Genomic DNA, 22,825 nt, shown 5'->3' with positions numbered 1-22,825 from the left:
CCCTAGCGAGGAAGCCCGTTCAGACGGGCGATGGGCACCCAGCGCTGGTCCTGAACTTCATAGAGGGTAAAAGTCGGGTTGAGCAGGTCGCCTTCCTCGTTGAAGGCGACCGGTCCACTCACGCCCTCGAAGCGCAGGCGGTGCATGGCGCGGGCAATCACCTCCGGATCGGTGCTGCCGGCATGGCGCAGACCGAGGATGATGGATTGCGCCGCCTCATAGGCAAAGACCGCATAGAGGTCGATTTCCGAATCGAAGGCATCGATGTAGCGCTGGCGGAAATGCCGCCAGCCCGGCATCTTGTCCTGCGGCGGACCGGGTTCCAGCACCAGCGCCCCGTTGGCATCGGGTCCGGCGCGCATGAGGAAGGGCAAGCCCAGCGTACCGGGCGAGGTCATCAGGCGCGCCTCCAGTTTCAATCGACGGATGGATTTGGCCAGCACGCCGGCCTGCCAGTCCAGTCCGCCGAAGAAAATCAGGTCCGGCTTCAGGCCGCGGGCCTGCAGCAGCGGGGCGTTGAAGTCGGAGGTCTTGTCGCTGACGTCGTACCGGGCCAGCACCTTGCCGCCCTGCGCCTGTACTTCGCGGGCGAACTGTTCGGCCAGGCCCTGGCCGAAGGGCGTGCGGTCGTCCAGGGTGACCACGGTGCGCACACCGAGCTTCTCGACCGCGTAGCGGGCCGACCAGCGGCCGATGCTCTCGTTGTTGGGAATGGTACGGAAGATGCGCGGATAGGACAGCGCCGTGAGCGTGCGGCTCATCGCCGAGGGCGTGACCTGGATCACGCCTGCCGCATGGTAGACCGGAGCAGCGGCCAGGCTGGTGCCGCTGGTCCAGTGGCCGACCACGCCGATGACGTGCTGGCTCACCAGATAGCGCGCCACATATTGCGCCGTACCGGGGTCGGCGCGATCGTCCTGCGCGATCAGCTTGAGACGGTAGCGCGTGCCACCGATGACCACACCGCGCCGGTTGGCCTCGTCCAGCGCCAGTTGCACGCCATTGCGCATGCTGCGACCAACGCCCAGCGACGGCCCGCTCAGGGGGCCGGCAAAGCCGATGGCCAGCGTTGCTTCATCGCCCGACGGCTCGTCGCTGGTCATGGCCGCCTTGCCGGCGGCCGAAGGCGCCGCCAGCGCACCCTGCGCCAACCAGCCCGCGGCAACCAGCGCCACGCACAACAACGGTCTTGTCCATGACCACGACACTGAGCGGCGCACAGGCCGAATCCGGCCTTCACCAAAACGCATGCCTTATCCCTTCTCGCTGCCCGGCCTTGCGTTTCCCCCCATCGCGTCACGGCGATGCGGCCGGGTACTGCCTTGGATGGATTATTTTGATGCTTGTCTTAGGGAAAGAATATTACTTCATATCCGCCTGCCATGTCGCCGCTCCGGAGGCGGCTCCTGATGCGGCGGACAGACCGGCGTAGAATAGCGCTTTATCTCCGATTGATGCACCGCCATGTTCACGCCGTCCCAGCACGATGTCCGCCGCTTCTTCTGCGAAGCCTACCGCAAGCACCAGGGCAATCAGGTGCTCACGCCCCTGGAAGCCATCGCCCGCGACTGGATCGTCCAGCATCCGGAATACCATGAAGCCCTGCGCGACGTGGACGAAGCACTGGCGGCCGACTATTCCATCGAGCGCGGCCACAGCAATCCCTTCCTGCATCTGTCAATGCACCTGTCGATCACGGAGCAGATTTCCATCGATCAGCCCCCCGGCATCCGCGGCGCCTTTCAGTTGCTGGCGCAGCGCCGCGGCTCGGAGCATGAGGCCCATCACGAGATCATGGAAGCCCTGGGCGAGATGATCTGGAACGCCCAGCGCAGCGGCTTGCCGCCGGACGGGGCAGCTTATATCGACAATATCAAGCGACGGGCACAGGGATAGAAGCGCGCAAGACAACAAAAAACCACGCCGCAACACCCCGCCGGCGTGGTTTTTTTCCCTGCAGAACGGGCCCTTCTTATTTGCGCAGCACCAGGCTCCCCGGCAGGCTGTGCAGATACGCGGCGATGTCGTTGATGTCTCGGTCGGTCAGCGGCTTGGCCTGGGCCGACATGATGGCGTTGGTGCGACCATTCATGGCAGTGTCGCCACGGCGGTAGGCCGTCAGCGCATGCTTGAGGTAGTCCGCATGCTGGCCGGCCAGCTTGGGATAGCCCGGGTCGATGGGCGAGTTGTAGTCCTTGCCGTGGCAGGAGGCGCAATTGTACTTCTCCACCAGCGCGCGGCCATGGGCCACGTCGGCAGCGCTGGCCGCTTGCGACAGCAGGGCCGTGGCGGCCAGCAGCGTCAGGGCAATCAGATTGTTCTTCATCTCGTGGCTCCCCCTCACTTCTGCTGCGAATAGTAGGCGGCCAGGTCGGCGATGTCCTGGTCCGACAGGCTGGCGGCCACGCCCATCATGGTCGGATGCTTGCGCTCCCCCTTCTGGTAGGCGCGCAGCGCATTCTCGAGGTACTTGGCAGACTGCCCGCCCAGCATCGGCACCTGGTAGACCTCGGGATAGCTGGCTTTGTAGCCGGGGATGCCATGGCAACCGATGCACATGGAGACTTTGTTTTCAGCAGCCTTGGCATTGCCGACAATGTCGGCCGCAGACGCACTGCCAAGCATGCCGGCCAGGGCAAGAAACACGAGGTGTTTTTTCATGTGAGCAGGGTAAGTGAGTGAACTTGCCATCCGCCCCGCCTCAACGACGGCGCGACGGACACCCGACGAAACGCATCTTTTTTGCTGCCAGCGGCAAACTTTATCGTGCTTGTTCGATTGCCCTGGTATTGCAGGTTTGGCTGTTCTGCTATGGCTGAACCGATGTTTCGGCTCAAGCTTGTCTCTCCACTCCCCCTGCCTTGCGCAAAAAACGCTTCCGATTCTAACCAATAAAACCGGCAGCGTCATCCCTGCCTGCAAACCCGCACCATCAGACGCAATCGCCCGCCAGGCAAGGCCGGGCGGGCGATTCACGGATTATATGCGCTGCAATATTAACGCTATGGCATCTGGCTGATGCCAAGCCTAGGCGACATGTTGTGTGGCCTGAACCTGCATATCTTGCTTGTGCTCAAGTGAAGCCAGGCGCGGCTGCGGCTCATCCTCGGGGGACCCGCCCTGGCCGTCATCGTCGCCTTCCTCGTCGTCTGCGGAGTCATCCTGCACTGCCGCATCGGTCTTTTGCGGAAGGATGAAGAACAAGGGCCGCGCGACGAATCGGCGCAACACCGCCCGCATGGCGATATTGCGGGCCCGACGCGGCAGGTCGCGCGAGCGCAGCGCCAGCGCCAGGGCACAGGCGAAGGCGACCGCCACCGACAACAAGGCCGTGACGACCACGCCACCGGCCGCCAACCAGAAGGCCGGCGTCATCAGCGCATCCCAGCCCAGGCTGAAGACCGCCGCCGTCAGCGTGCCGGCGGCCAGCGTCACATGGCGGATATCCAGCGGCAGACTGAAGAAAGCGGCCACGACCGGCGCCATCCCCAGCAGCAGGGCCAAGGCCAGGCTACCGGCGATGGTGGCGACATTGCGCTCCAGCCAGGCGGCGCAGCGCTGGGCACGCAAGGCACCCAGTGCGTGCACCAGGCGACGATGGTTGGACACCACCTCGCGTACCCGGCGCAGGGCGAACCAGTTGTCGGCAAACCCCGCCGCCAGGCTGGCCAGCCAGAGCAAGACACCGGTCAATGCGGCATACAACGGGGTAGGCCCCACCAGCGAAAGCGCGCTGATGGCCTGGCGCGCCTGGTCAAGCGGCATGGGCCTGGCGCCCAGCGCAAACCAGCCCAGCGCGCACAAGGCGGCCGTCACCGGAATCACGGCCAGCAGGTTGCCGAAGATGCCCGCCGACTGCGAGCGCAGCAGCTGGCCGGATTCGGCGATGAGATCGCGCATGCCCTCGCTATCGAGGTCCCCCATCCGGGAGGCCAGCGCGGGGGCCGTCACGGCCGGCTGGCGGGTGGCCAGCACACCGCCCAGCGCGGCAATGAGCAGGAAGCTGGCGGCGTAGTTGAGTGAAGCCAGAGCGCCATCGACGAAGTGCACCACGCCCAGCGTGGACAGGCTCTGCTTGAGCAGCGCGGTGGCGGCGATGACCGCCCCGCCCAGCAGGCCCGCGCGCATCACGCGGCGGTAACCGGCACCGTCACGGGCAATGGCCTGCTCGCGATGATCGGCATTGCGCTCCACCATCTTGCGCGCCAGCAGGGCAAAGCTGCGTCGCATCAGGCCGCGTACCGAATCGCGATGATGATGGGCGGAGATCAGGTCGCACAGCAGCAACTGCATGCGCCCTGCCCCGGCCAATGCAGCCGGCCTGGCCACCATGCCGGGGATGGCCGGGCTGATGACCGGGCCGGGCACGCCGGAACGCACGTCGATGAGCCGCCCGATGCGCTGCAGGTGCGCGCGCATGCGCTCGACCCGATACACCAGGCTGACCGAGACCCCGTACTCATCCAGGTGCGCATAGATACGATCGGTCTGGGCATGACATACCGCCACCAGCATGCGCACGCTGCGCAAGGCACCCAGATCGCCCGGCTGGGCGCGCAACCAGGTTTCCATCTCGCGCCGCAGCGCCAGGAAGGGCGTGGCGCGCATCGGCATCTTGGGTTCCAGGCGCTGGCGGAAGGCCGGGCTGATACCGTCGGCCACCACGGTCGTGGTCAGGTAGGTGATGGCTTCCTCGATCTGCTGCCAGTACATGTGGGAAATCCCATCATCGGCCATCAGTTTCCACAGCCGTTGCAGCAGGTCATTGTCCAGCTCCAGCAACCAGGCGGCGTCGTCCGGATCGGGGAACATGGCCGTGAAGAGCGAGGACAGATCGGTCGGCGAGAGGTGGCGCGGCAGGACCAGCCGGGCCAGGCGTTCGCTCAGTTCGCCGAAGAAGCCAGGCTCGTGCGGCAGGCCGGTGGTGGAAAAGAGTTCGGGGCCGGTGGCTTCGCGCAGGGTCTTTTGCAACGCGTTCTGGACCGCGCGCCGCACGTCGCGGTGCTGATCCAGCCAGTCCAGCATGATGGCCAGACGTTGGCGCCGCACCTGGTGCCAGGCCTGACGATCCAGCAGCGAGACGGCCGGACGATGGCGCAGCCATTCGGCCACGTCGATCATCCAGTTGGCCCGCTCATGCCAGCTGGCGGCGGGATCGATGCGGCGCATCAAGACCTCCAGTTGCCGGCCGACATCATGGCGATCCATGTAACGCGCCTGCATGCCGTGACGCATTCGTCTCCACACCACCAGCATCTTGAAGAAAAGAAATTTCATGGGCAGTGAGCGCCTGGGGCGCTGTCAGTTTGTTGCATGCGTAGCCCTTGATATAGGAACGTTTTCACCAATTTCAAGCGGTCGCGGAGGTGTGCAGCTTTTCCCTTATACTCATGGAAACGTCCGGCACGGCTGCTGCAATGCCGCATCCTGTCGGCACGCCGACCACTGCAACCTGACAAGGACAGCATCCATGCCAGATCATTCCACCGCTTCCGCCAAGCCGGGCAAATTCACCGGCAGCGAGCATTATGTAGCCACTGATGACCTCAAGCTGGCCGTCAATGCCGCCCTCACCCTGCAACGTCCGCTGCTCATCAAGGGCGAACCCGGCACCGGCAAGACCATGCTGGCCGAGGAAGTGGCGGCCGCCCTGGGCCGCCCGCTGCTGCAGTGGCACATCAAGTCCACCACCAAGGCCCAGCAGGGCCTCTACGAATACGATGCCGTGTCGCGCCTGCGCGATTCGCAACTGGGCGACGAGCGCGTCAAGGACATCCACAACTACATCGTCAAGGGCGTGCTGTGGCAGGCCTTCACCGCCGAGGAACCGGTGGTGCTGCTGATCGACGAGATCGACAAGGCCGATATCGAGTTCCCCAACGACCTGTTGCGTGAAATCGACCGCATGGAGTTCTACGTCTACGAGACGCGTGAACTGGTGCGCGCGAAGCACCGCCCGCTAGTGGTCATCACCTCCAACAACGAGAAGGAATTGCCGGACGCCTTCCTGCGCCGCTGCTTCTTCCACTACATCAAGTTCCCCGACAAACAGACCATGCAGCAGATTGTCGATGTGCACTTCCCGCACATCAAGCGCGATCTGCTGGCGCGCGCGCTGGAGGCGTTCTATCAGGTGCGCGAGGTACCGGGCATCAAGAAGAAGCCCTCGACCTCGGAACTGATCGACTGGCTCAAGCTGCTCATGGCCGAGGATATCGCGCCCGAGACCCTGCACAATCCCGACAACAAGGCCGTGGTGCCGCCTCTGCATGGGGCCCTGCTCAAGAACGAGCAGGACGTGCATCTGTTCGAGCGGCTGGTCTTCATGTCGCGCAACAATCGCTGAAGCTGTCTCCATTTTCGGGAGCCGTCATGCAATTCCTTTCGCCGATCACCCTGAAGGGCCAGTTTGCCACTGTCGAGCCGCTGCATGCCGAGCATCACGATGCGCTCATCGCCGCCGTCTCGGACGGCAAGCTGTGGAAGCTCTGGTACACCGCCATCCCCAAGCCGGAAACCATGCGCGCCGAGATCGAACGCCGCCTGCATCTGCAGCAGCAGGGCAGCATGCTGCCCTTCGTGATCCGCCGCAATGACACCGGCGCGCTGTGCGGCATGACCACCTACATGAACGCCGACGTGGCCAACCGGCGCGTGGAGATCGGCTCCACCTGGTATGCCGCCAGCGCCCAGCGTACCGGCATCAATACCGAGTGCAAGCTGATGCTGTTGACGCACGCCTTCGAGGACATGCACTGCATCGCCGTCGAATTCCGCACCCACTGGATGAACCAGCAATCGCGTGCGGCCATCGCGCGACTGGGGGCAAAGCAGGATGGCATCCTGCGCAATCACCAGCGCATGCCGGACGGTTCCTACCGCGACACGGTCGTGTTTTCCATCATCGAATCGGAGTGGCCGACGGTGCGTCGTCATCTTCAATTCAAGCTGGGCCGCTGAGACGGCGGCCAGACGGGTGCCATGCTGATCGACTTCTTCTACACCGTGAAACAGGCTGGCGTACCGGCCTCGATCAAGGAATTCCTCACCTTGCTGGAGGCGATGGACAAGCAGGTCATTTCACCTTCGCTGGATGAGTTCTATTTTCTCTCGCGCCTGACGCTGGTCAAGGACGAGGCCCACTTCGACAAGTTCGACCGCGCCTTCGGAGCCTACTTCAAGGGCATCGAAACGATCTTCGAGAAGCGGCCGGAGATTCCGCTGGAATGGCTGGTCAAGCAATTGCAGCGCGACCTCACGCCCGAGCAGAAGGCCGCCATCGAGAAGTTCGGCTACGACAAGCTGATGGATCGCTTGAAGCAATTGTTGGAAGAACAGAAGGAGCGCCACGAAGGCGGCAGCAAATGGATCGGCACCGGCGGGGTATCGCCCTTCGGCCACGGCGGTTTCAACCCGGAAGGCATCCGCATCGGCGGCAAGGGCGGCCAGCGCAGCGCGGTGAAGGTGTGGGAGGAACGCGAATACAAGGACTACGACGGCGAACGCGAACTGGGCACGCGCAACATCAAGGTGGCGCTGCGCCGCCTGCGCCGCTTTGCCCGGGAAGGACTGGAGGAAGAACTGGCGCTGGACGACACCATCCGCGCCACTGCCAGCAATGCCGGCTACCTCGACATCCGCATGCAGCCCGAGCGCAAGAACAAGATCAAGGTGTTGATGCTCTTCGATGTGGGCGGATCGATGGATGACCACATCGCCCGCACCGAAGAACTGTTCTCGGCGGCCCGGACCGAGTTCAAGAACATGGATTTCTTCTACTTCCACAACTGCGTGTATGACTATCTGTGGAAGAACAATCGCCGCCGCCACGCCGAGCGCTTCCCGACCTGGGATGTGCTGCGCAAGTACACGCCCGATACCAAGCTCATCTTCGTGGGCGATGCCACCATGAGCCCTTACGAAATCGTGCAGCCGGGCGGCTCGGTGGAATACAACAATGCGGAAGCGGGCGCCGAATGGCTGCAGCGCTTCACCAGCACCTTCCCGCACTTCGTCTGGCTCAATCCCGAGCCGGAAGGCCTGTGGCAATACCGGCAATCGATCGCGCTGATCCGCCAGCTCATGAACAACCGCATGTTCCCGCTGACCATGGATGGGCTGGAGGGAGCGATGCGATTGCTCAGCAAGTAGGTCCTCAGGCCGCGACCGGGGTATAGCCTGCTTCCTCGATGGCCTCGGCAAACTGTTGCGCCGGCAGGCTGCTGTCGATGACCACGCGCTTGTCGGCCACGGCAATATCGACCCTGGCATTGGCGTCTACCTCCTTGACGGCCTTGGTGATGACGCCGGCGCAGTGGTTGCAGGTCATGTCGTTGACGGTGAAGGTGGTGCTCATGGCGTTTCCTTTCATGAAATGAAGTCAGTGACGGAAGCTTAAACCTTCCTGCCATGGCAAGGTCAAGCGCAAGAACAGGCATCCATGCGAGAATCGGGCTTGACCTTACCATCATGGGAAGGATGATGATACAGGCTTCGATCCATCCTTCCGGAGTTGTCGCCATGTCCACTTCCACCCCAGCTGCCGCCGAGATCAGCCTCGACATCGAAGGCATGAGCTGTGCCTCCTGCGTGATGCGCGTGGAGAAGGCCCTCAAGAAAGTCCCTGGCGTAACCGACGTCAGCGTCAACCTGGCCACCGAACGCGCCAGCATCGCCACGGCCGATACCGTGGCCCCGGCCATCCTGATTGCCGCCATCGAAAAGGCCGGTTATCAGGCCCGCCAACACATTCCCGAAGAGACTGCCGCACCGGCCGCCACCGCACGAGGCCTGCCCAGCTGGTGGCCGGTGGCGGTCGCGGCCGCGCTGTCGCTGCCGCTGGTCTTGCCCATGCTGCTGGCCCCGCTGGGCATCACCTGGAGCCTGCCCCCGCTGTGGCAATGGCTGCTGGCCACGCCGGTACAGTTCTGGCTGGGCTGGCGTTTCTATCATGCGGGCTGGGGTGCGCTGCGCGCCCGCTCGGGCAACATGGACCTGCTGGTGGCCCTGGGCACCAGTGCGGCCTACGGACTGTCGCTGTGGCAATGGCTGAGCCTGCCGGCCATGACCGATCACGCCATGACCATGCCGCATCTCTACTTCGAAAGTTCGGCCGTGGTCATCACCCTGGTGCTGCTGGGCAAATGGCTGGAAGGCCGCGCCAAGCGGCAGACCGCCGATGCCATCGCGGCGCTCAACGCCTTGCGGCCGGACCGTGCCCGGGTACGCCGTGACGGACAGGACATCGACGTGCCGCTGGCGCAGGTGCGCGTGGGGGACCTGGTTGTGCTGCGTCCGGGCGAGCGGGTCCCGGTCGACGGCATCGTCAAAGAGGGTCGCAGCCATTTGGACGAAGCCTTGCTGACCGGCGAGAGTCGTCCGCAGGCCAAGCAAGCCGGCGACCAGCTCGCCGCCGGCGCCATCAATACCGACGGTGTGCTGGTCTTCGAAGCCACCGCCATCGGTGCCGAAACCATGCTGGCGCGCATCGTGCGCATGGTGGAACAGGCCCAGGCAGCCAAGGCGCCGATCCAGCGACTGGTGGACCAGGTCAGTGCCGTCTTCGTCCCTGCCGTGCTGCTGATCTCGGCCATCACCTTCTGCGCCTGGGGCCTGGCCACAGGACACTGGCAACAGGCCCTGCTCAATGCGGTGGCGGTGATGGTCATCGCCTGCCCTTGCGCGCTGGGCCTGGCCACGCCCACGGCCATCATGGCCGGGACCGGCGTGGCGGCGCGTCACGGCATCCTCATCAAGGATGCGCAGGCGCTGGAGATTGCGCATCGGGTCGATGTGATCGCCTTCGACAAGACCGGTACGCTCACCGTGGGCCGTCCGCGCCTGACCGAACTGTACGGCGCAGCCGCCACCGCAGAGGATCAGCAAGACCACTTGCTGGCCCTGGCCGCCGCCCTGCAGGCACGCAGCGAACATCCGCTGGCACGCGCCGTACTGGAGGCGGCAGCGGCCCGCCAGTCCTTGTCCGTGCCACCGGCCGGCCAGGTGCGCAGCGTGGCCGGACTGGGCATCGAAGGCGAAGTCGCAGGCCGGATGCTCTGTCTGGGCAGCAGTGGCTGGATGCAGCAGTTGCAGGCCAGCGCGCCAGCCCTGCAAGCACGGGCCGACGCGCTGCAGGCACAGGGCCGCACCCTGTCCTGGCTGGCCGAACGCCAGGCCGGGGAAGTCCGTATCCTGGGCCTGCTGGCCTTCGGCGACGAGATCAAGCCGGGCGCACGGGAAGCCATCGCCGCCCTGCACGCCCTGGGCATGCGCACCGCCATGCTCAGTGGCGACAACCGGGGCGCGGCGCAACAGGTCGCTGCGGCACTGGGGATCCGGGAGGTACGTGCCGAAGTGCTGCCGGGCGACAAGGCCGAGGCGGTAGCGGCCTTGCGTGAAGGCGGCAAGCACGTGGTGGCCATGGTCGGGGATGGCGTCAATGATGCGCCCGCGCTGGCCGCCGCCGATGTGGGCATGGCCATGTCCAGCGGCACCGACGTCGCCATGCAGGCCGCCGGCGTGACGCTGATGTATGGCGACCCGGGTCTGGCGGCCGATGCCATCGACATCTCCCGCCGTACCTACGGCAAGATCCGCCAGAACCTGTTCTGGGCCTTCATCTACAATCTGGTCGGCATTCCGCTGGCCGCCTTCGGTCTGCTCAATCCCATGCTGGCGGGCGCGGCGATGGCCTTTTCCAGCGTCAGCGTGGTCAGCAATGCCCTGCTGCTGCGCCGCTGGCGCCCGCATGGGCCCGCTACAACGGAGAAGTGAACATGAATATCGGACAAGCCGCCAGCGCCTCGGGTGTCTCGGCCAAGATGATCCGCCATTATGAAGAAACGGGACTCATCCCCAAGGCCGGGCGCACCGATGCCGGTTACCGCGTCTACGGCGAGCGCGAGGTGCACCTGCTGCGCTTCATCCGCCAGGCCCGGCAACTGGGGTTTTCCATGGCCCAGGTGAGCGACCTGATCGGGCTGTGGCTGGACCAGTCGCGCTCCAGCCGCAAGGTCAAGCAACTGGCGCAGACCCACATCGGCGAACTGGAGCAACGCATCCGCGAACTGCAAGGCATGAAGACCACGCTGGAACGGCTGGTGCAGGACTGCCATGGCGACAGCCGCCCCGACTGCCCCATCCTCGATGCGCTCGGGGCCGCAGCACCGTGCTGCACCGATGCGCAGGCGCGCACATGACGATGCCGCCCTGGCCGCCGACGAGCACCGCGTGGATGAGGCAAGCCATCCTGGCAAAACGGTGAAATCCTTCACCAGAGCAAAAAATGCCAGGCTTGCAGCGCGCAACCGGACTTGAGATGATAATTACCCTTCATATGTCACTCAAAATTACGTTATCCGGGTAGGGTCAAGATCACCCGCATAAAGATAAAGGGGGGATGTCCGCGATGCCACAGAGCAATCACTTGAGTTTCGTTGAAACCGACAGGCTGCGCATCGGCTTTGAGACCAGCGGCCCGCCCGAGGCGCCTGCCGTGATCCTGCTGCATGGCTGGCCGGATGACGTACGCACCTGGGACTCCTTCCTGCGGCCCTTGCGGGCGGCCGGCTACCGGGTGATCCGGCCCTACCTGCGCGGCTACGGTCCGACCTCTTTCCTGTCCGAATCGACGCCCCGCAGCGGCCAGCTGGCCGCACTGGGCAGCGACCTGATGGCCTTTGCCGATGCTCTGGGGCTGGAGCGCTATGGCGTCATCGGCCACGACTGGGGCGCGCGGGCGGCCTACATTGCGGCCTCGCAGACGCCCGCACGCATCAGCCACTGCATCGCCCTCTCCGTGGGCTGGGGAACCAATACGCCGGACCAGAAACTGTCACTGCAGCAATCGCGCAACTACTGGTATCACTGGTTCTTCGCCACCCCGCGCGGTCAGGCCGAACTGCGCGAGGACCGCCGTGGCTTTGCACGCTTCATGTGGAATACCTGGTCACCGTCGTGGAAATTCGCCGAGAGTGAATTCGCCAATACCGCCGCCTCCTTCGAGAATCCTGACTGGGCCGATATCTGCGTGCATTCCTATCGTCATCGCTGGGGCTTTGCCGAAGGCGATCCCGCCTATGCGGCACTGGAAGCCAAATTGCTGGAGACGCCGCGCATCATGGTGCCCACGCTGGTGCTGCACGGCACCGAGGATGGTGCCAATCATCCCTCGACTTCGGAAGAACGGGAGCAGTACTTCGGCCAGGCCTACCGCCGTGTGCTCATCCCGGGCGCCGGGCATTTTCCCCAGCGTGAAAAACCCGATGAAGTGATCGAGGAAGTGCTGGCCTGGCTGGCACGCCCGGCCTGAAGACGGGCCTCAATGGCAGCCGCCGCCATGGCTGCCCAGGTTGGCCGGCTTGAGGTCATCGGGCAGGCTGGCCAGCCCTTGCAGGATGCCGCAATCGCGCGCCGGTTGCTCCACCTCGCACTGGGCGCGCAACTGCTGCAGCTGCGCCTGCAGCGCCTGCAACTGCGCAATGCGCTGGGCCACGTGGCCGATGTGCTTGTCCAGCAGCGCGTTGACTTCCCCGCAATTCTGCTCGGGCGCATCGCGCAGGCGCAGCAGCTCGCGCACCTCGTCGAGCGTCATGTCCAGCGAGCGGCAATGACGGATGAACTGCAAGCGCTCCACATGCCGCACACCATAGAGGCGGTAGTTGGACTGCGAGCGCGTGGGCGCGGGTAACAGCGCCTGCTTCTCGTAATAACGGATGGTTTCCACCGGGCAATCGGCCTGAGTGGCCAGGTCGCCGATCTTGAGCGTATCCATGATGATCCTCGCTTGACCTTGTAGTTACTTCAGGGTTTTTAATATACCCCTGAAACCTGTTGGCTGCACAAGGAGCGCTCAATGACTGCCCATTCGCACAAGCACAAGCACGATCACCATCACTCGCATGACCAGCATGACCACGACCACGCGCATGCTCCCCGGACACAGGCCCACGGCTGCTGCGCCGGCCATGGCTGCGCCAGCAACGAGGCGGTCTCTGCCCCGGTGGCGGCGGCGCAGCTGGAGGGGGCGACCGAAGAGGCGGTCTTCTTCATCCAGAAGATGGATTGCCCGACCGAAGAAAAGCTCATCCGCGAACGCCTCGCGCAGATGCCCGGCGTGGGTACGCTGGCCTTCAACCTGATCCAGCGCGAGCTGACCGTGCAACACCAGTTGCCTTCCATCGCCCCGCTGGTGGACACCTTGAAGGCACTGGACATGCTGCCTGCCGTGAAGTCCGACTCGCTGGACGCCGAAGCCGGACGTGACGCCCCCGACCAGGCCGCCGCCTATCGCATCCCGGCGCGCCGCTGGGCGCTGCTGGGTCTGGCCGGCGTGGCCGCTCTGGGCGCCGAAGTGCTGGCCTGGACCAGCGGGGATGAACGCTCGCTGCCCGTGATCGCCCTGGCCATCGCCGCCATCCTGCTGGGCGGACTGGGCACGCTCAAGAAGGGCTGGATCGCGCTGCGCAATGTCTCGCTGAACATGAATTTCCTGATGTCGCTGGCCGTCATCGGCGCCGCCGCGATCGGCCAGTGGCCGGAAGCTGCCGTAGTGATCGTGCTGTTCACCCTGGCCGAGATGATCGAAGCCCTGTCACTGGACCGCGCCCGCCATGCCATTGCCGGACTGATGGCGATGACGCCCGACATGGCGACCCGGCGCGGCGAGGACGGTGTCTGGTCAACTGTACCGGCCCGTACCGTGACAGTGGACGACACTGTACGGGTGGGCCCTGGGGAACGTGTACCGCTGGATGGTGTACTGCTGTCTGGTAGCACCAGCATCAACCAGGCTGCCATCACCGGCGAAAGCATACCGGTACAGAAGCAGGAAGGTGACCCGGTCTTCGCCGGCACCATCAATGAACAGGGCGCCTTCGAGATGCGCGTGACAGCCGTGCAAGGTGATTCGACGCTGGCGCGCATCGTCAAGAGCGTGCAGCAGGCACAGGGCCAGCGCGCGCCTACGCAACGCTTCGTCGACCATTTTGCGCGCTACTACATCCCGGCCGTCGTCGCGATGGCCGTGCTGGTGGCGCTACTGCCACCGCTGCTGGCCGGCGCACCCTTCCAGCCCTGGCTGTACAAGGCCCTGGTGCTGCTGGTGATCGCCTGCCCCTGCGCGCTGGTCATCTCCACCCCCGTGACCATCGTCAGCGGCCTGGCCTCGGCGGCGCGCCATGGCATCCTGATCAAGGGCGGCGTCTATCTGGAGCAAGGCCGCCAGCTGCGCACCCTGGCGCTGGACAAGACCGGCACCCTCACCTTCGGCAAGCCACGCGTGACCGACGTGGTTTCGCTGCATGCCGATGCCGACCAGCAGGCCCTGTTGCAACTGGCGGTGTCACTGGCGGCGCGCTCGGATCATCCGGTCTCGCGCGCCATTGCCGATCAGGAAGAGATCGTCACCCTGGAGGTCAGCGACTTTGCCGCGCTGGCCGGACGCGGCGTACAGGGGCGCATTGGCGGACAAATGCTGCACCTGGGCAATCACCGTCTGGTGCATGAGCTGGGCCAATGCAGCCCGGAACTGGAAGCCCGTCTGCAAGCCTTCGAAAAACAGGGCAAGACCACTACCCTGCTATGCCGCGAAGATCAGCCGCAGTTGTTGATCGCCGTGGCCGACACCGTGCGTCCCGGCAGCAAGGAAGCGGTGGCCGGGCTGCGGGCGCTGGGCGTGGAGGTCATCATGCTGACCGGCGACAATGGCCACACGGCCCAGGCCATCGCCGCGCAGACCGGGATTGCCGATGCCCGTGGCGAGCAACTGCCGGAGGACAAGCTCAAGGTGATCGAGGAACTCGCTGCGCGCCATGGCGTGCGCAGCGTGGGCATGGTGGGCGATGGCATCAATGATGCCCCGGCGCTGGCGCGCGCCGACATCGGTTTCGCCATGGGCGCGGCCGGTACCGACACGGCGCTGGAAACGGCCGATGTGGCGCTGATGGATGACGACCTGCGCAAAATCCCCGACTTCATCCGCTTGAGCCGCAAGGCCCATACGGTACTGGTGCAGAACATCAGCATTGCGCTGGGCATCAAGGCGGTGTTCCTGGCGCTGGCGCTGCTGGGCATGAGTTCGTTGTGGATGGCGGTGTTTGCCGACATGGGAGCCAGCCTGATCGTGGTCTTCAACGGACTGCGCCTGGTACGCGGCTTGCGCCAGCGCAAGGCCGGCTCCTGAGTCCGGCGCGACAGCTTGATCGCCGGCGCAGCGGCGGTCTATACTGCCGCCCATGATGCTGCGCGCAAAACTCCTCCTGCTCTGGTTGCTGGCGCTGGCCATTCCCGTCCAGGGATGGGCCGCAGTGCTACAGCCCTGCGCGCCCGGGCAACAGCAGTCGCTGCAGCATCACGCGTCGGCGATGCCGCAGGCACATCAGACGCATCAAGGACATCACGCGGATCATTTGGCAGCAGCGCAAGTGGCCGCTGCCGATGATACACAGACCGAACATCAGCAACAGCAACAGCCACAGGCCCACGGCTCCTGCAGCTTCTGCGCCGCCTGCACCGTCGGTGGCCTGCTGCCGCTGGCCTTGACTGCACCACCTGCCCCCGATCTTCCCTCGCGCGAGTTCAACGCGCTGCCGGCTTCCGGCTTCGTCGGCTATCTGCCGGAAAATCCCGACCGTCCCCCTGCCCTCGCCTGACATCGCCCTGCACACCTTCGCGTGTGTCTGAGCCCGCACGTGCCGAACCCGGCGCGTGCGGGGCATGACGATCATCATCAGACGAGGATTCCATGATGTCCCACGTTTCACGTCCCTGGCGGACTGCCGCCGTGGCCGCCTGCACCTTGCTGGCCGGCTGCGCGCAGCTGTCGCCCGACGGCGGTTTCGACCAGCTCGCGCAGAGCAGCAGCGCGCGTCTCGGCCAGGCCCCTGCCTGGAACCGCACCCCGCAACAAACCCAGGCCAGCAAGGAGCGCGTGCGCCAGTTGCTGCACGATCCTGCCGACGGTGCAGCGCGCCTGGCCAACGCCGACGATGCGGTGCAGATTGCGCTCATCCACAATCCGGACCTGCAGGCCGAGTTCGCCCAACTCGGCGTGGCCGAAGCCGACCTGGTGCAAGCCGGGCGGCTGCCCAATCCGGGGTTTTCTTTCAAGCGCACCCATGCCGGTGACGATCTGAAGATCGAACGCAGCCTGTCGTTGGGCCTCATGCGCCTGCTCACCCTGCCGGCTGCCTCGCGCATCGAGCAACGGCGCTTCGAGCAGGTCCGTCTGTGGCTGGCCGGGCGCGTGCTGACGGTCGCAGCACAGACCCGACAAGCCTACTATCGGGCGGTCGCCGCGCAGCAGGGCTTGCAGTATCAGGAGCAAGTAGCCGACGCCGCCGAGGCCGCGCATGAACTGGCCGCGCAGATGGCGCGGCTGGGCAATATCAGCCAGCTTGATGCGGCGCGCGAGCAGTTCTTCTATGGACAGGCCCAGGCCAGCCTGCAACAGGCCCGTCGGCAGGCGGCGCAACACAAGGAAGCGCTGGCCCGCCTGCTGGGCCTGGCGCCGGATTTCGCCCTGCCCGCGCAATTGCCGGCACTGCCCCGGCAGCTTGATACGGTGGACGACATCGAACAGCAAGCCCTGCAACAGCGCCTGGACGTGCAGGCTGCGCGCACCGAACTGGAGGGCCTGCAAGCCTCGCTGGGCCTGACCCGCAGCACGCGCCTGATCAACGTGCTGGACCTGGGCGCAGTGCGGACCACCGAGCGCGGCAAGCCGCCCGAAAACGGTTACGAAATCTCGCTGGAGATTCCCTTGTTCGATTGGGGCCAGGCGCGCGTGGCCAAGGCCGAGGCCATCTATCTGCAAGGCGCGCAAAAACTGGCCGCCAGCGTGCTCGATGCCCGCGCCCAGGCGCGCCTGGCCTGGCGCGAGCGGGAGGATGCCTATGCGCTGGCACGACGTTTCCAGGATCAACTGGTGCCGCTACGCCAGCGCATCGCCGAGGAAAACGTACTGCGCTACAACGGCATGCTCATCAGCGTCTTCGCCCTGCTGGCCGACGCCCGCGAACAGGCTGCCACCGTGAACGCCGCCATCGAAGCCCAGCGTGATTTCTGGATCGCCGACGCCGGCCTGCAACAGGCGCTGGGCGGCCATCCCCAACCAGGAAAGCAACCATGAACCCGACCGACAAACAACGCCGCCACTTCCTGCAAGGCGCGGCCCTGGCGGTGAGCGCCGGCGCCCTCAGCCGCGCGGGCGCCGCCAGCCTGCCCGAAGCCGCGCTGCAAACCAGCGCCGCGACGCAGCCGCCACTGCAACCTGCCAATGGCCGCCCTTATCAGCCGGTGGTCACGCTCAACGGCTGGACCCTGCCCTGGCGCATGAAGAACGGCGTCAAGGAATTCCATCTGGTGGCCGAAGCGGTGGAACGTGAAATCGCCCCCGGCATGAAGGCCAGGCTGTGGGGCTACAACGGCCAGAGCCCCGGCCCGACCATCGAAGTGGTGGAAGGCGACCGGGTGCGCATCTTCGTCACCAACAAGCTGCCTGAGGCAACGTCGGTGCACTGGCACGGCCAGCGCCTGCCCAACGGCATGGATGGCGTATCGGGCCTGACGCAGCCGGCCATCCCGCCGGGCAAGACCTACGTCTACGAATTCACGGCCAAACGGGCCGGTACCTTCATGTATCACCCCCATGCCGACGAGATGGTGCAGATGGCCATGGGCATGATGGGCTTCTGGGTCACGCATCCCAGAGACCCCGGCTTCATGCGGGTGGACCGCGATTTCGTGTTCCTGATGAATGCCTACGACATTGCGCCGGGGGCAGCCGTCCCCAAGGTCAGCACCATGCTGGACTTCAACCTGTGGACCTGGAACAGTCGTGCCTTCCCCGGGATCGACCCGCTGGTGGTACGACAGAACGACCGGGTGCGCATCCGCGTGGGCAATCTCACCATGACCAATCATCCGCTGCATCTGCATGGTCACGAATTCAGCGTCACCGGCACTGATGGCGGCTGGGTGCCGCCATCGGCACGCTGGCCTGAGGTCACCACCGACATTGCCGTGGGCCAGATGCGCGCCATCGAGTTTGACGCCACCGAAGAAGGCGACTGGGCCCTGCACTGTCACAAGGCGCACCACACCATGAACGCCATGGGCCATGACGTGCCGACCATGATCGGGGTTGACCAGTCCAAGGTAGTGAACAAGATCAGCCGGCTCATTCCCGACTACATGGTCATGGGCGACAAGGGCGGCTCGATGGGCGAGATGGAGATGCCTCTGCCGGACAACACTCTGCCCATGATGACCGGACGCGGACCGTACGGACCCATCGAGATGGGTGGCATGTTCAGCACCGTCAAGGTTAGGCGCACGCTGGCGCGGGATGACTATCGGGACCCCGGCTGGTATCGCGCCCCTGCCGGCACGGTGGCGCGCGAATGGCAAGGCGAGATGCCCGAGGCACGGCGGGCGACACCGGACCAGTCCGGCTCCGGCGCACCGGCCACGCTGGAGGTCATCAAGCCCGGCGGGCATCAGGGGCATCATTGAATGTTCGACTCATTGAAGGCCCCGGCAATCTCATTGTTGAATGACTGTTTTTTGAATCAGCGACTGTGCTTCGCTGACGACTTCATGAAAGGAAAGATCATGTTACGCAAGCTCCTCATCACCGTAGTCCTTTGTCTTGACGCATGGGCGGCTCACGCACAGGGTGATGCGCCGCAGGTGGAGGGTGAAATCCGCAAGGTCGACACCGGCAATGGCAAGCTGACCATCCGTCATGGCGAGATTCCCAATTTGCAGATGGGTGGCATGACGATGGTGTTCAAGGCCACGCCCGAGATCCTGGCGCGGGCGCGCGAAGGTGAAAAGATCCGCTTTACTGCCGACCGGGTCGATGGTGCACTGACCGTGACCTCGCTGGAAGAAAAGCGCTGATCTTGCCAGGGCGAGCTCGGGACGATGCGCAATTTCGTCGTCCCGACGACCATGCTGTCGGGGACTTGGCGGTATCATCGGGGTTCGTTTCATCCATCCTGTCCATAAGACATAAGAGGCGGCCCTGCCGCCGCACAACAAAGGAGACTCCGGCATGCCCCAAGCGATCGAGCAAACCCCGTCGGCCTATGGCTATCCGCTGTTGATCAAGCAGTTGCTGCACAGCGCCCTGGCCACCGCCCCCGAGCAGGAAATCATTTACGGCGCGCGTCGCCTGAGCTATACCGGCTTTTACGAGCGGGTGCAGCGGCTGGCCAATGTGCTCAAGGAAATGGGCGTGCAGGCAGGCCATACGGTGGCCGTGATGGACTGGGACAGCAATCGCTATCTGGAATGTTTCTTCGCGGTGCCGATGATGGGTTGCGTGTTGCAGACGGTGAATGTGCGTCTGTCGCCGGAGCAGATTGCCTACACCTTGAATCATGCCCAGGCGGATATCTTGCTGGTCAATTCGGATTTCATGCCGGTGTTGAAGCAGATCCGGGGCGAGCTGAACACGCTGACGCGCTGTGTTCTGCTCACCGACGATGGCAGTCCCTGTCCGCAGGGACCGGGCTTTGCGGGGGAGTACGAAGCCTTGCTGGCCGAGGCTGGCAGCCGGTATGACTTCCCTGACTTTGACGAGAATGCGCGCGCGACCACCTTCTACACCACCGGTACGACGGGCTTGCCCAAGGGGGTGTATTTCAGCCATCGGCAGCTGGTACTGCATACGCTGGGCACCACGGCCGGGCTGGCATTGGCGCCGCAGCAGGGGCGTTTGCATCGGGACGATGTCTATATGCCCTTGACGCCGATGTTCCATGTGCATGCGTGGGGGCTGCCTTATGTGGCGACGATGGCGGGGGTCAAGCAGGTATATCCGGGGCGTTATGTACCCGATACCATCTGCAAGCTGATCCGTGAGGAGAAGGTGACGTTCTCGCATTGTGTGCCGACCATTCTGCAGATGGTGCTGACTTCCGAGCAGGCGCGCGAGGCGGATCTGTCGGGGTGGAAGATGATCATTGGCGGTTCGGCGATGACCGGGAGTCTGGCGCGGATGGCGCGGGATCGGGGGATTGATGTCTTTACCGGCTACGGGATGTCGGAGACCTGTCCGGTATTGACGCTGGCGCAGGTGCCGACCGCGGAGCTGGGCGGTGAGCGCGAAGCCACGCTGCGGGTGAAGACCGGGCGGCCCTTGCCGCTGGTGGCCTTGCGCACGGTGGACGCCGAGATGAACGACTGTCCTCGGGATGGCAAGAGCACCGGCGAAGTCGTGGTGCGCGCCCCCTGGCTGACTCAGGGCTATCTGCATCAACCGGACGCATCGGAAGAGTTGTGGCGCGGTGGGTGGCTGCATACGCAAGATATCGGCCATCTGGATGCCGAGGGCTATCTGCAGGTGACCGACAGGATCAAGGATGTCATCAAGACCGGAGGCGAATGGGTCTCTTCTCTACAGATCGAGGACATCATCGCACGACATCCTGCCGTGGCTGAAACGGCAGTCATCGGGGTGCAGGATGGCAAGTGGGGAGAGCGGCCCGTTGCTCTGGTCGTGCTGAAGAAGGATGCGGCCAATGTTTCCGAAGAGGATATCCGGCAGCATGTGATGGCGGCCGCTGAAGCAGGGACGATTTCTCGCTATGGCGTGCCGGATCGGGTGCGCTTCGTGTCTGAACTGGCGCGTACCAGCGTAGGGAAACTCAACAAGCGGGCGATGCGGGAGCAGTATCCTTCCGGGGGGTGATCTTTTCCTTTTTGTGTTGGTGGATGTTGTGTTGGTGGATGTTGTTTTGGCGGGCTTGGTTTTTGGTTTTGGTTTTTGGGTAGTCTGCACGGATTGCTGTTCTGCGCTCTAGCTTAATACTTATCATTCTCCGGTCGGGAGAACGCGCCGGGGGCGGCCCGGCAGCCGCTCACTTTTCTTGTCTCGCCAAGAAAAGTAAGCAAAAGAAGGCGACCGCAGCTGCACCGCCCTCCTTCGGAGGGTCCCCGATTCAGAAGCCAACAAAACGGGAAAAATAGAGTCGCTTCGCTCCGACTATTTTTCTGATCCGTTTTGTCGGCTTCTGAATCGGCGGCGCAGATGCGGACGACCTAAACGCCTCGCCTTCGGCATCGTAAGGCACACTACTCGCCTTCGGCTTTGCTTTGGCGTTCTTGCGCCTTCGATACGTCGCTGCGCGACTACTCAGGACGAAAGAACATAAATAATTTAAACAATAAAAACCAAATCAGGACGTTGATCGAAGAAAAAATCGATGCCACAGGCGAGCCAACCCAAAGCCGAAGGCGAGTCGGAGATCCGGCGAGGCCGCAGGCGAGCCCGAGTGGACTCTTCCCCATAGAGCCAGCCGTCGCAGCGGAGCGAAAAGTGGATCAGAAGGATAGTCGGAGCGAAGCGACTCTATCCTTCCCACTTTTCGCTCCGCTGCGACGGGGACCCTCCGTAGGAGGGCTGGCTCTCTGGGGTCGCCTTCTTTTGCTTACTTTTCTTGGCGAGACAAGAAAAGTGAGCGGCTGCCGGGCCGCCCCCGGCGCTCCGTTCCGACCGGAGAATGATAAGTATTAAGCTAGAGCGCAGAACAGCAATCCGTGCAGACTACCCAAAAACCAAAACCAAAAACACAAGCCCGCCAAGACAACATCAACAAAAGCCACAAAAACAAAAACGCCGCCCAGGCAGCCCCCGAACGGCGTCTAAATCAGAACCAGCGGATCAGTTGAAGATGACGGTCTTATGCCCATTGAGCAAGATACGATGCTCGGTGAACCATTTGACAGCCCGCGCCAAGACCACGCATTCGATATCACGCCCGATTGCGGTGAGGGTATCTGGCCCCATGGAGTGATCCACGCGCTCCACGCCTTGTTCGATGATTGGACCTTCATCGAGGTCACCGGTCACGAAGTGCGCGGTTGCGCCGATGAGCTTGACCCCGCGATCATGCGCCTGATAGTAGGGCTTGGCTCCTTTGAAGCTGGGCAGGAAGGAGTGATGGATATTGATGGCTCGTCCGCGCAGGGCCTCGCACATTTCGGGAGAGAGGATCTGCATGTAGCGTGCCAGCACCACCAGATCGATCTGGTTGGCCTCCACGATCTCCATGATGCGTTGTTCCTGCGCGCGCTTGACTTCCATGGACGACCCGGTCGCCAGCGGCAGATGATGGAAAGGAATGTTGTAGCTCGCGGCCAGCTGATAGAAATCCGTATGGTTGGACACGATCGCCGGAATCTCCACCGGCAGCAATCCGCTCTTGTAGCGGAACAGCAGATCGTTCAGACAATGCCCGATCTTCGACACCATCAGCATCACGCGCGGCTTCTTGCCCGCGTCATGCAGCTGCCAGTTCATCTGCAGCGAATCGCCCAGCACCCCGAAATCTGCACGCAGCGCCGCGTCCGACACTGCCGCATCCTCGGAGGAGAAATGTACACGCATGAAGAAGAGCTTCGATTGCGCATCACCGAACTGTGCCGAATCGATGATGTTGCAGCCGTGATCGGCCAGAAAGCCTGAGACGCGATGCACGATGCCGCGCTGGTCCAGGCAGGACAGGGTAAGAATGTATTCCGGGTGAGCCATGAGTGAACTGAGCAATGAAACCGAGAAGCGCCAGCGCCCTCCCGGCGCCGCCACTCAGGACGACACCGACCCGACTGAGCGGGAAAAAGGACGAAAAGACGAAAGGCGCTATTGTCGCACGACCGGGCCATGCGGACAAATCCGCCGCGCGCAAATACACGCCGAATACGTCAAAGCCAGGTCATTGCACCGGAAATCACCGCAGATCGGCACGACTTGACAACAAATCGCACCGACCAGGCATCATGGTTTCCCACCGGAAATGCAGCCAGCGCAGCAAGCCAC

The 22,825-nt window shown here is 63.9% G+C and carries 21 protein-coding genes; 14 read left to right on the top strand and 7 right to left on the bottom strand.

All coding sequences use genetic code 11. The features are described from left to right. Positions 1 to 2 precede the first annotated feature (2 nt). The gene (locus GWL_RS05070) at positions 3 to 1,184 is read right to left on the bottom strand and encodes a branched-chain amino acid ABC transporter substrate-binding protein (RefSeq protein ID WP_008327406.1); all 1,182 of its coding nucleotides are present in this window, start codon (positions 1,182 to 1,184) and stop codon (positions 3 to 5) included. Positions 1,185 to 1,464: 280 nt separating this feature from the next. On the opposite strand from GWL_RS05070, the gene GWL_RS05065 reads away from it, so the two are divergent. Beyond that, the gene (locus GWL_RS05065) at positions 1,465 to 1,896 is read left to right on the top strand and encodes a DUF1841 family protein (protein ID WP_008327399.1); all 432 of its coding nucleotides are present in this window, start codon (positions 1,465 to 1,467) and stop codon (positions 1,894 to 1,896) included. Positions 1,897 to 1,972: 76 nt separating this feature from the next. Here GWL_RS05065 and GWL_RS05060 read toward each other — a convergent pair whose 3' ends face one another. From GWL_RS05060 to GWL_RS05050, 3 genes are all read right to left on the bottom strand, one after another. Continuing rightward, positions 1,973 to 2,326 carry a cytochrome c gene (locus GWL_RS05060; protein WP_008327398.1) on the bottom strand — a complete coding sequence of 118 codons (354 nt, stop codon included), beginning with the start codon at positions 2,324 to 2,326 and terminating at the stop codon, positions 1,973 to 1,975. Positions 2,327 to 2,340: 14 nt separating this feature from the next. Next, on the bottom strand, positions 2,341 to 2,661 hold the full coding sequence (locus GWL_RS05055) for a cytochrome c (RefSeq protein ID WP_034350112.1): 321 nt from the start codon (positions 2,659 to 2,661) through the stop codon (positions 2,341 to 2,343). 366 nt (positions 2,662 to 3,027) lie between these two features. Beyond that, entirely contained in the window at positions 3,028 to 5,277 is a 2,250-nt protein-coding gene (locus tag GWL_RS05050; RefSeq protein ID WP_008327396.1) for a site-specific recombinase, read from the bottom strand. Positions 5,278 to 5,470: 193 nt separating this feature from the next. Between GWL_RS05050 and GWL_RS05045 the strand changes: the two genes are divergently transcribed. Genes GWL_RS05045 through GWL_RS05035 form a run of 3 tightly spaced genes read left to right on the top strand, consistent with a single transcriptional unit; the run spans position 5,471 to position 8,151 of the window. Then, complete coding sequence (locus tag GWL_RS05045; RefSeq protein ID WP_008327395.1) at positions 5,471 to 6,346, top strand: MoxR family ATPase; 876 nt, start codon at positions 5,471 to 5,473, stop codon at positions 6,344 to 6,346. A 26-nt stretch (positions 6,347 to 6,372) separates the two neighbouring features. Beyond that, the gene (locus GWL_RS05040) at positions 6,373 to 6,960 is read left to right on the top strand and encodes a GNAT family N-acetyltransferase (RefSeq protein ID WP_008327394.1); all 588 of its coding nucleotides are present in this window, start codon (positions 6,373 to 6,375) and stop codon (positions 6,958 to 6,960) included. A gap of 21 nt (positions 6,961 to 6,981) precedes the next feature. After that, positions 6,982 to 8,151 (top strand): VWA domain-containing protein, encoded by a 1,170-nt coding sequence (locus GWL_RS05035; protein WP_008327392.1) that lies wholly within the window; start codon positions 6,982 to 6,984, stop codon positions 8,149 to 8,151. A gap of 4 nt (positions 8,152 to 8,155) precedes the next feature. Here the strand turns inward: GWL_RS05035 and GWL_RS05030 are convergent, their stop codons facing one another. Next, positions 8,156 to 8,356 (bottom strand): heavy-metal-associated domain-containing protein, encoded by a 201-nt coding sequence (locus tag GWL_RS05030; protein WP_008327390.1) that lies wholly within the window; start codon positions 8,354 to 8,356, stop codon positions 8,156 to 8,158. 164 nt (positions 8,357 to 8,520) lie between these two features. Here GWL_RS05030 and GWL_RS05025 point away from each other — a divergent pair, with 164 nt between their 5' ends. The 3 genes from GWL_RS05025 to GWL_RS05015 all read left to right on the top strand — a co-directional run bounded on the left by GWL_RS05025 (position 8,521) and on the right by GWL_RS05015 (position 12,310). After that, entirely contained in the window at positions 8,521 to 10,773 is a 2,253-nt protein-coding gene (locus GWL_RS05025; RefSeq protein ID WP_008327388.1) for a cation-translocating P-type ATPase, read from the top strand. Positions 10,774 to 10,775: 2 nt separating this feature from the next. Beyond that, positions 10,776 to 11,198, top strand: coding sequence for a Cu(I)-responsive transcriptional regulator (gene cueR, locus GWL_RS05020; RefSeq protein WP_008327386.1), 423 nt, complete (start codon positions 10,776 to 10,778; stop codon positions 11,196 to 11,198). A gap of 209 nt (positions 11,199 to 11,407) precedes the next feature. Continuing rightward, complete coding sequence (locus tag GWL_RS05015; protein WP_034350527.1) at positions 11,408 to 12,310, top strand: alpha/beta fold hydrolase; 903 nt, start codon at positions 11,408 to 11,410, stop codon at positions 12,308 to 12,310. A 9-nt stretch (positions 12,311 to 12,319) separates the two neighbouring features. On the opposite strand, the gene cadR is transcribed toward GWL_RS05015, so the two are convergent. Next, positions 12,320 to 12,772, bottom strand: coding sequence for a Cd(II)/Pb(II)-responsive transcriptional regulator (gene cadR / locus GWL_RS05010; protein WP_008327380.1), 453 nt, complete (start codon positions 12,770 to 12,772; stop codon positions 12,320 to 12,322). Positions 12,773 to 12,853: 81 nt separating this feature from the next. Here cadR and GWL_RS05005 point away from each other — a divergent pair, with 81 nt between their 5' ends. From GWL_RS05005 to GWL_RS04980, 6 genes are all read left to right on the top strand, one after another. Then, positions 12,854 to 15,181, top strand: coding sequence for a heavy metal translocating P-type ATPase (locus GWL_RS05005; protein WP_008327377.1), 2,328 nt, complete (start codon positions 12,854 to 12,856; stop codon positions 15,179 to 15,181). Between the two features lie 52 nt (positions 15,182 to 15,233). Continuing rightward, on the top strand, positions 15,234 to 15,650 hold the full coding sequence (locus GWL_RS05000; protein WP_008327376.1) for a DUF2946 family protein: 417 nt from the start codon (positions 15,234 to 15,236) through the stop codon (positions 15,648 to 15,650). Between the two features lie 92 nt (positions 15,651 to 15,742). Then, a complete protein-coding gene (locus GWL_RS04995; RefSeq protein WP_034350109.1) occupies positions 15,743 to 17,128 on the top strand; it encodes a TolC family protein in 1,386 nt (461 codons plus the stop codon). Next, complete coding sequence (locus GWL_RS04990; protein ID WP_008327372.1) at positions 17,125 to 18,513, top strand: multicopper oxidase family protein; 1,389 nt, start codon at positions 17,125 to 17,127, stop codon at positions 18,511 to 18,513. The genes GWL_RS04995 and GWL_RS04990 overlap by 4 nt, the downstream gene beginning before the upstream one ends. A gap of 99 nt (positions 18,514 to 18,612) precedes the next feature. Then, positions 18,613 to 18,903 carry a copper-binding protein gene (locus tag GWL_RS04985; RefSeq protein ID WP_034350108.1) on the top strand — a complete coding sequence of 97 codons (291 nt, stop codon included), beginning with the start codon at positions 18,613 to 18,615 and terminating at the stop codon, positions 18,901 to 18,903. Positions 18,904 to 19,057: 154 nt separating this feature from the next. Beyond that, positions 19,058 to 20,698, top strand: coding sequence for a fatty acid--CoA ligase (locus GWL_RS04980; protein ID WP_008327367.1), 1,641 nt, complete (start codon positions 19,058 to 19,060; stop codon positions 20,696 to 20,698). Positions 20,699 to 21,670: 972 nt separating this feature from the next. On the opposite strand, the gene purU is transcribed toward GWL_RS04980, so the two are convergent. Continuing rightward, positions 21,671 to 22,540, bottom strand: coding sequence for a formyltetrahydrofolate deformylase (gene purU, locus GWL_RS04975; protein ID WP_008327359.1), 870 nt, complete (start codon positions 22,538 to 22,540; stop codon positions 21,671 to 21,673). On the opposite strand from purU, the gene GWL_RS23290 reads away from it, so the two are divergent. After that, the gene (locus GWL_RS23290; protein ID WP_157174197.1) at positions 22,539 to 22,760 is read left to right on the top strand and encodes a hypothetical protein; all 222 of its coding nucleotides are present in this window, start codon (positions 22,539 to 22,541) and stop codon (positions 22,758 to 22,760) included. The genes purU and GWL_RS23290 overlap by 2 nt on opposite strands. Positions 22,761 to 22,825 lie beyond the last annotated feature (65 nt).

This window comes from Herbaspirillum sp. GW103, assembly GCF_000261365.1.
GTDB lineage: Bacteria > Pseudomonadota > Gammaproteobacteria > Burkholderiales > Burkholderiaceae_D > Herbaspirillum.
The sequence above is the reverse complement of the archived record's forward strand: the minus strand, read 5'-3'. Positions and strand labels throughout refer to the sequence as shown.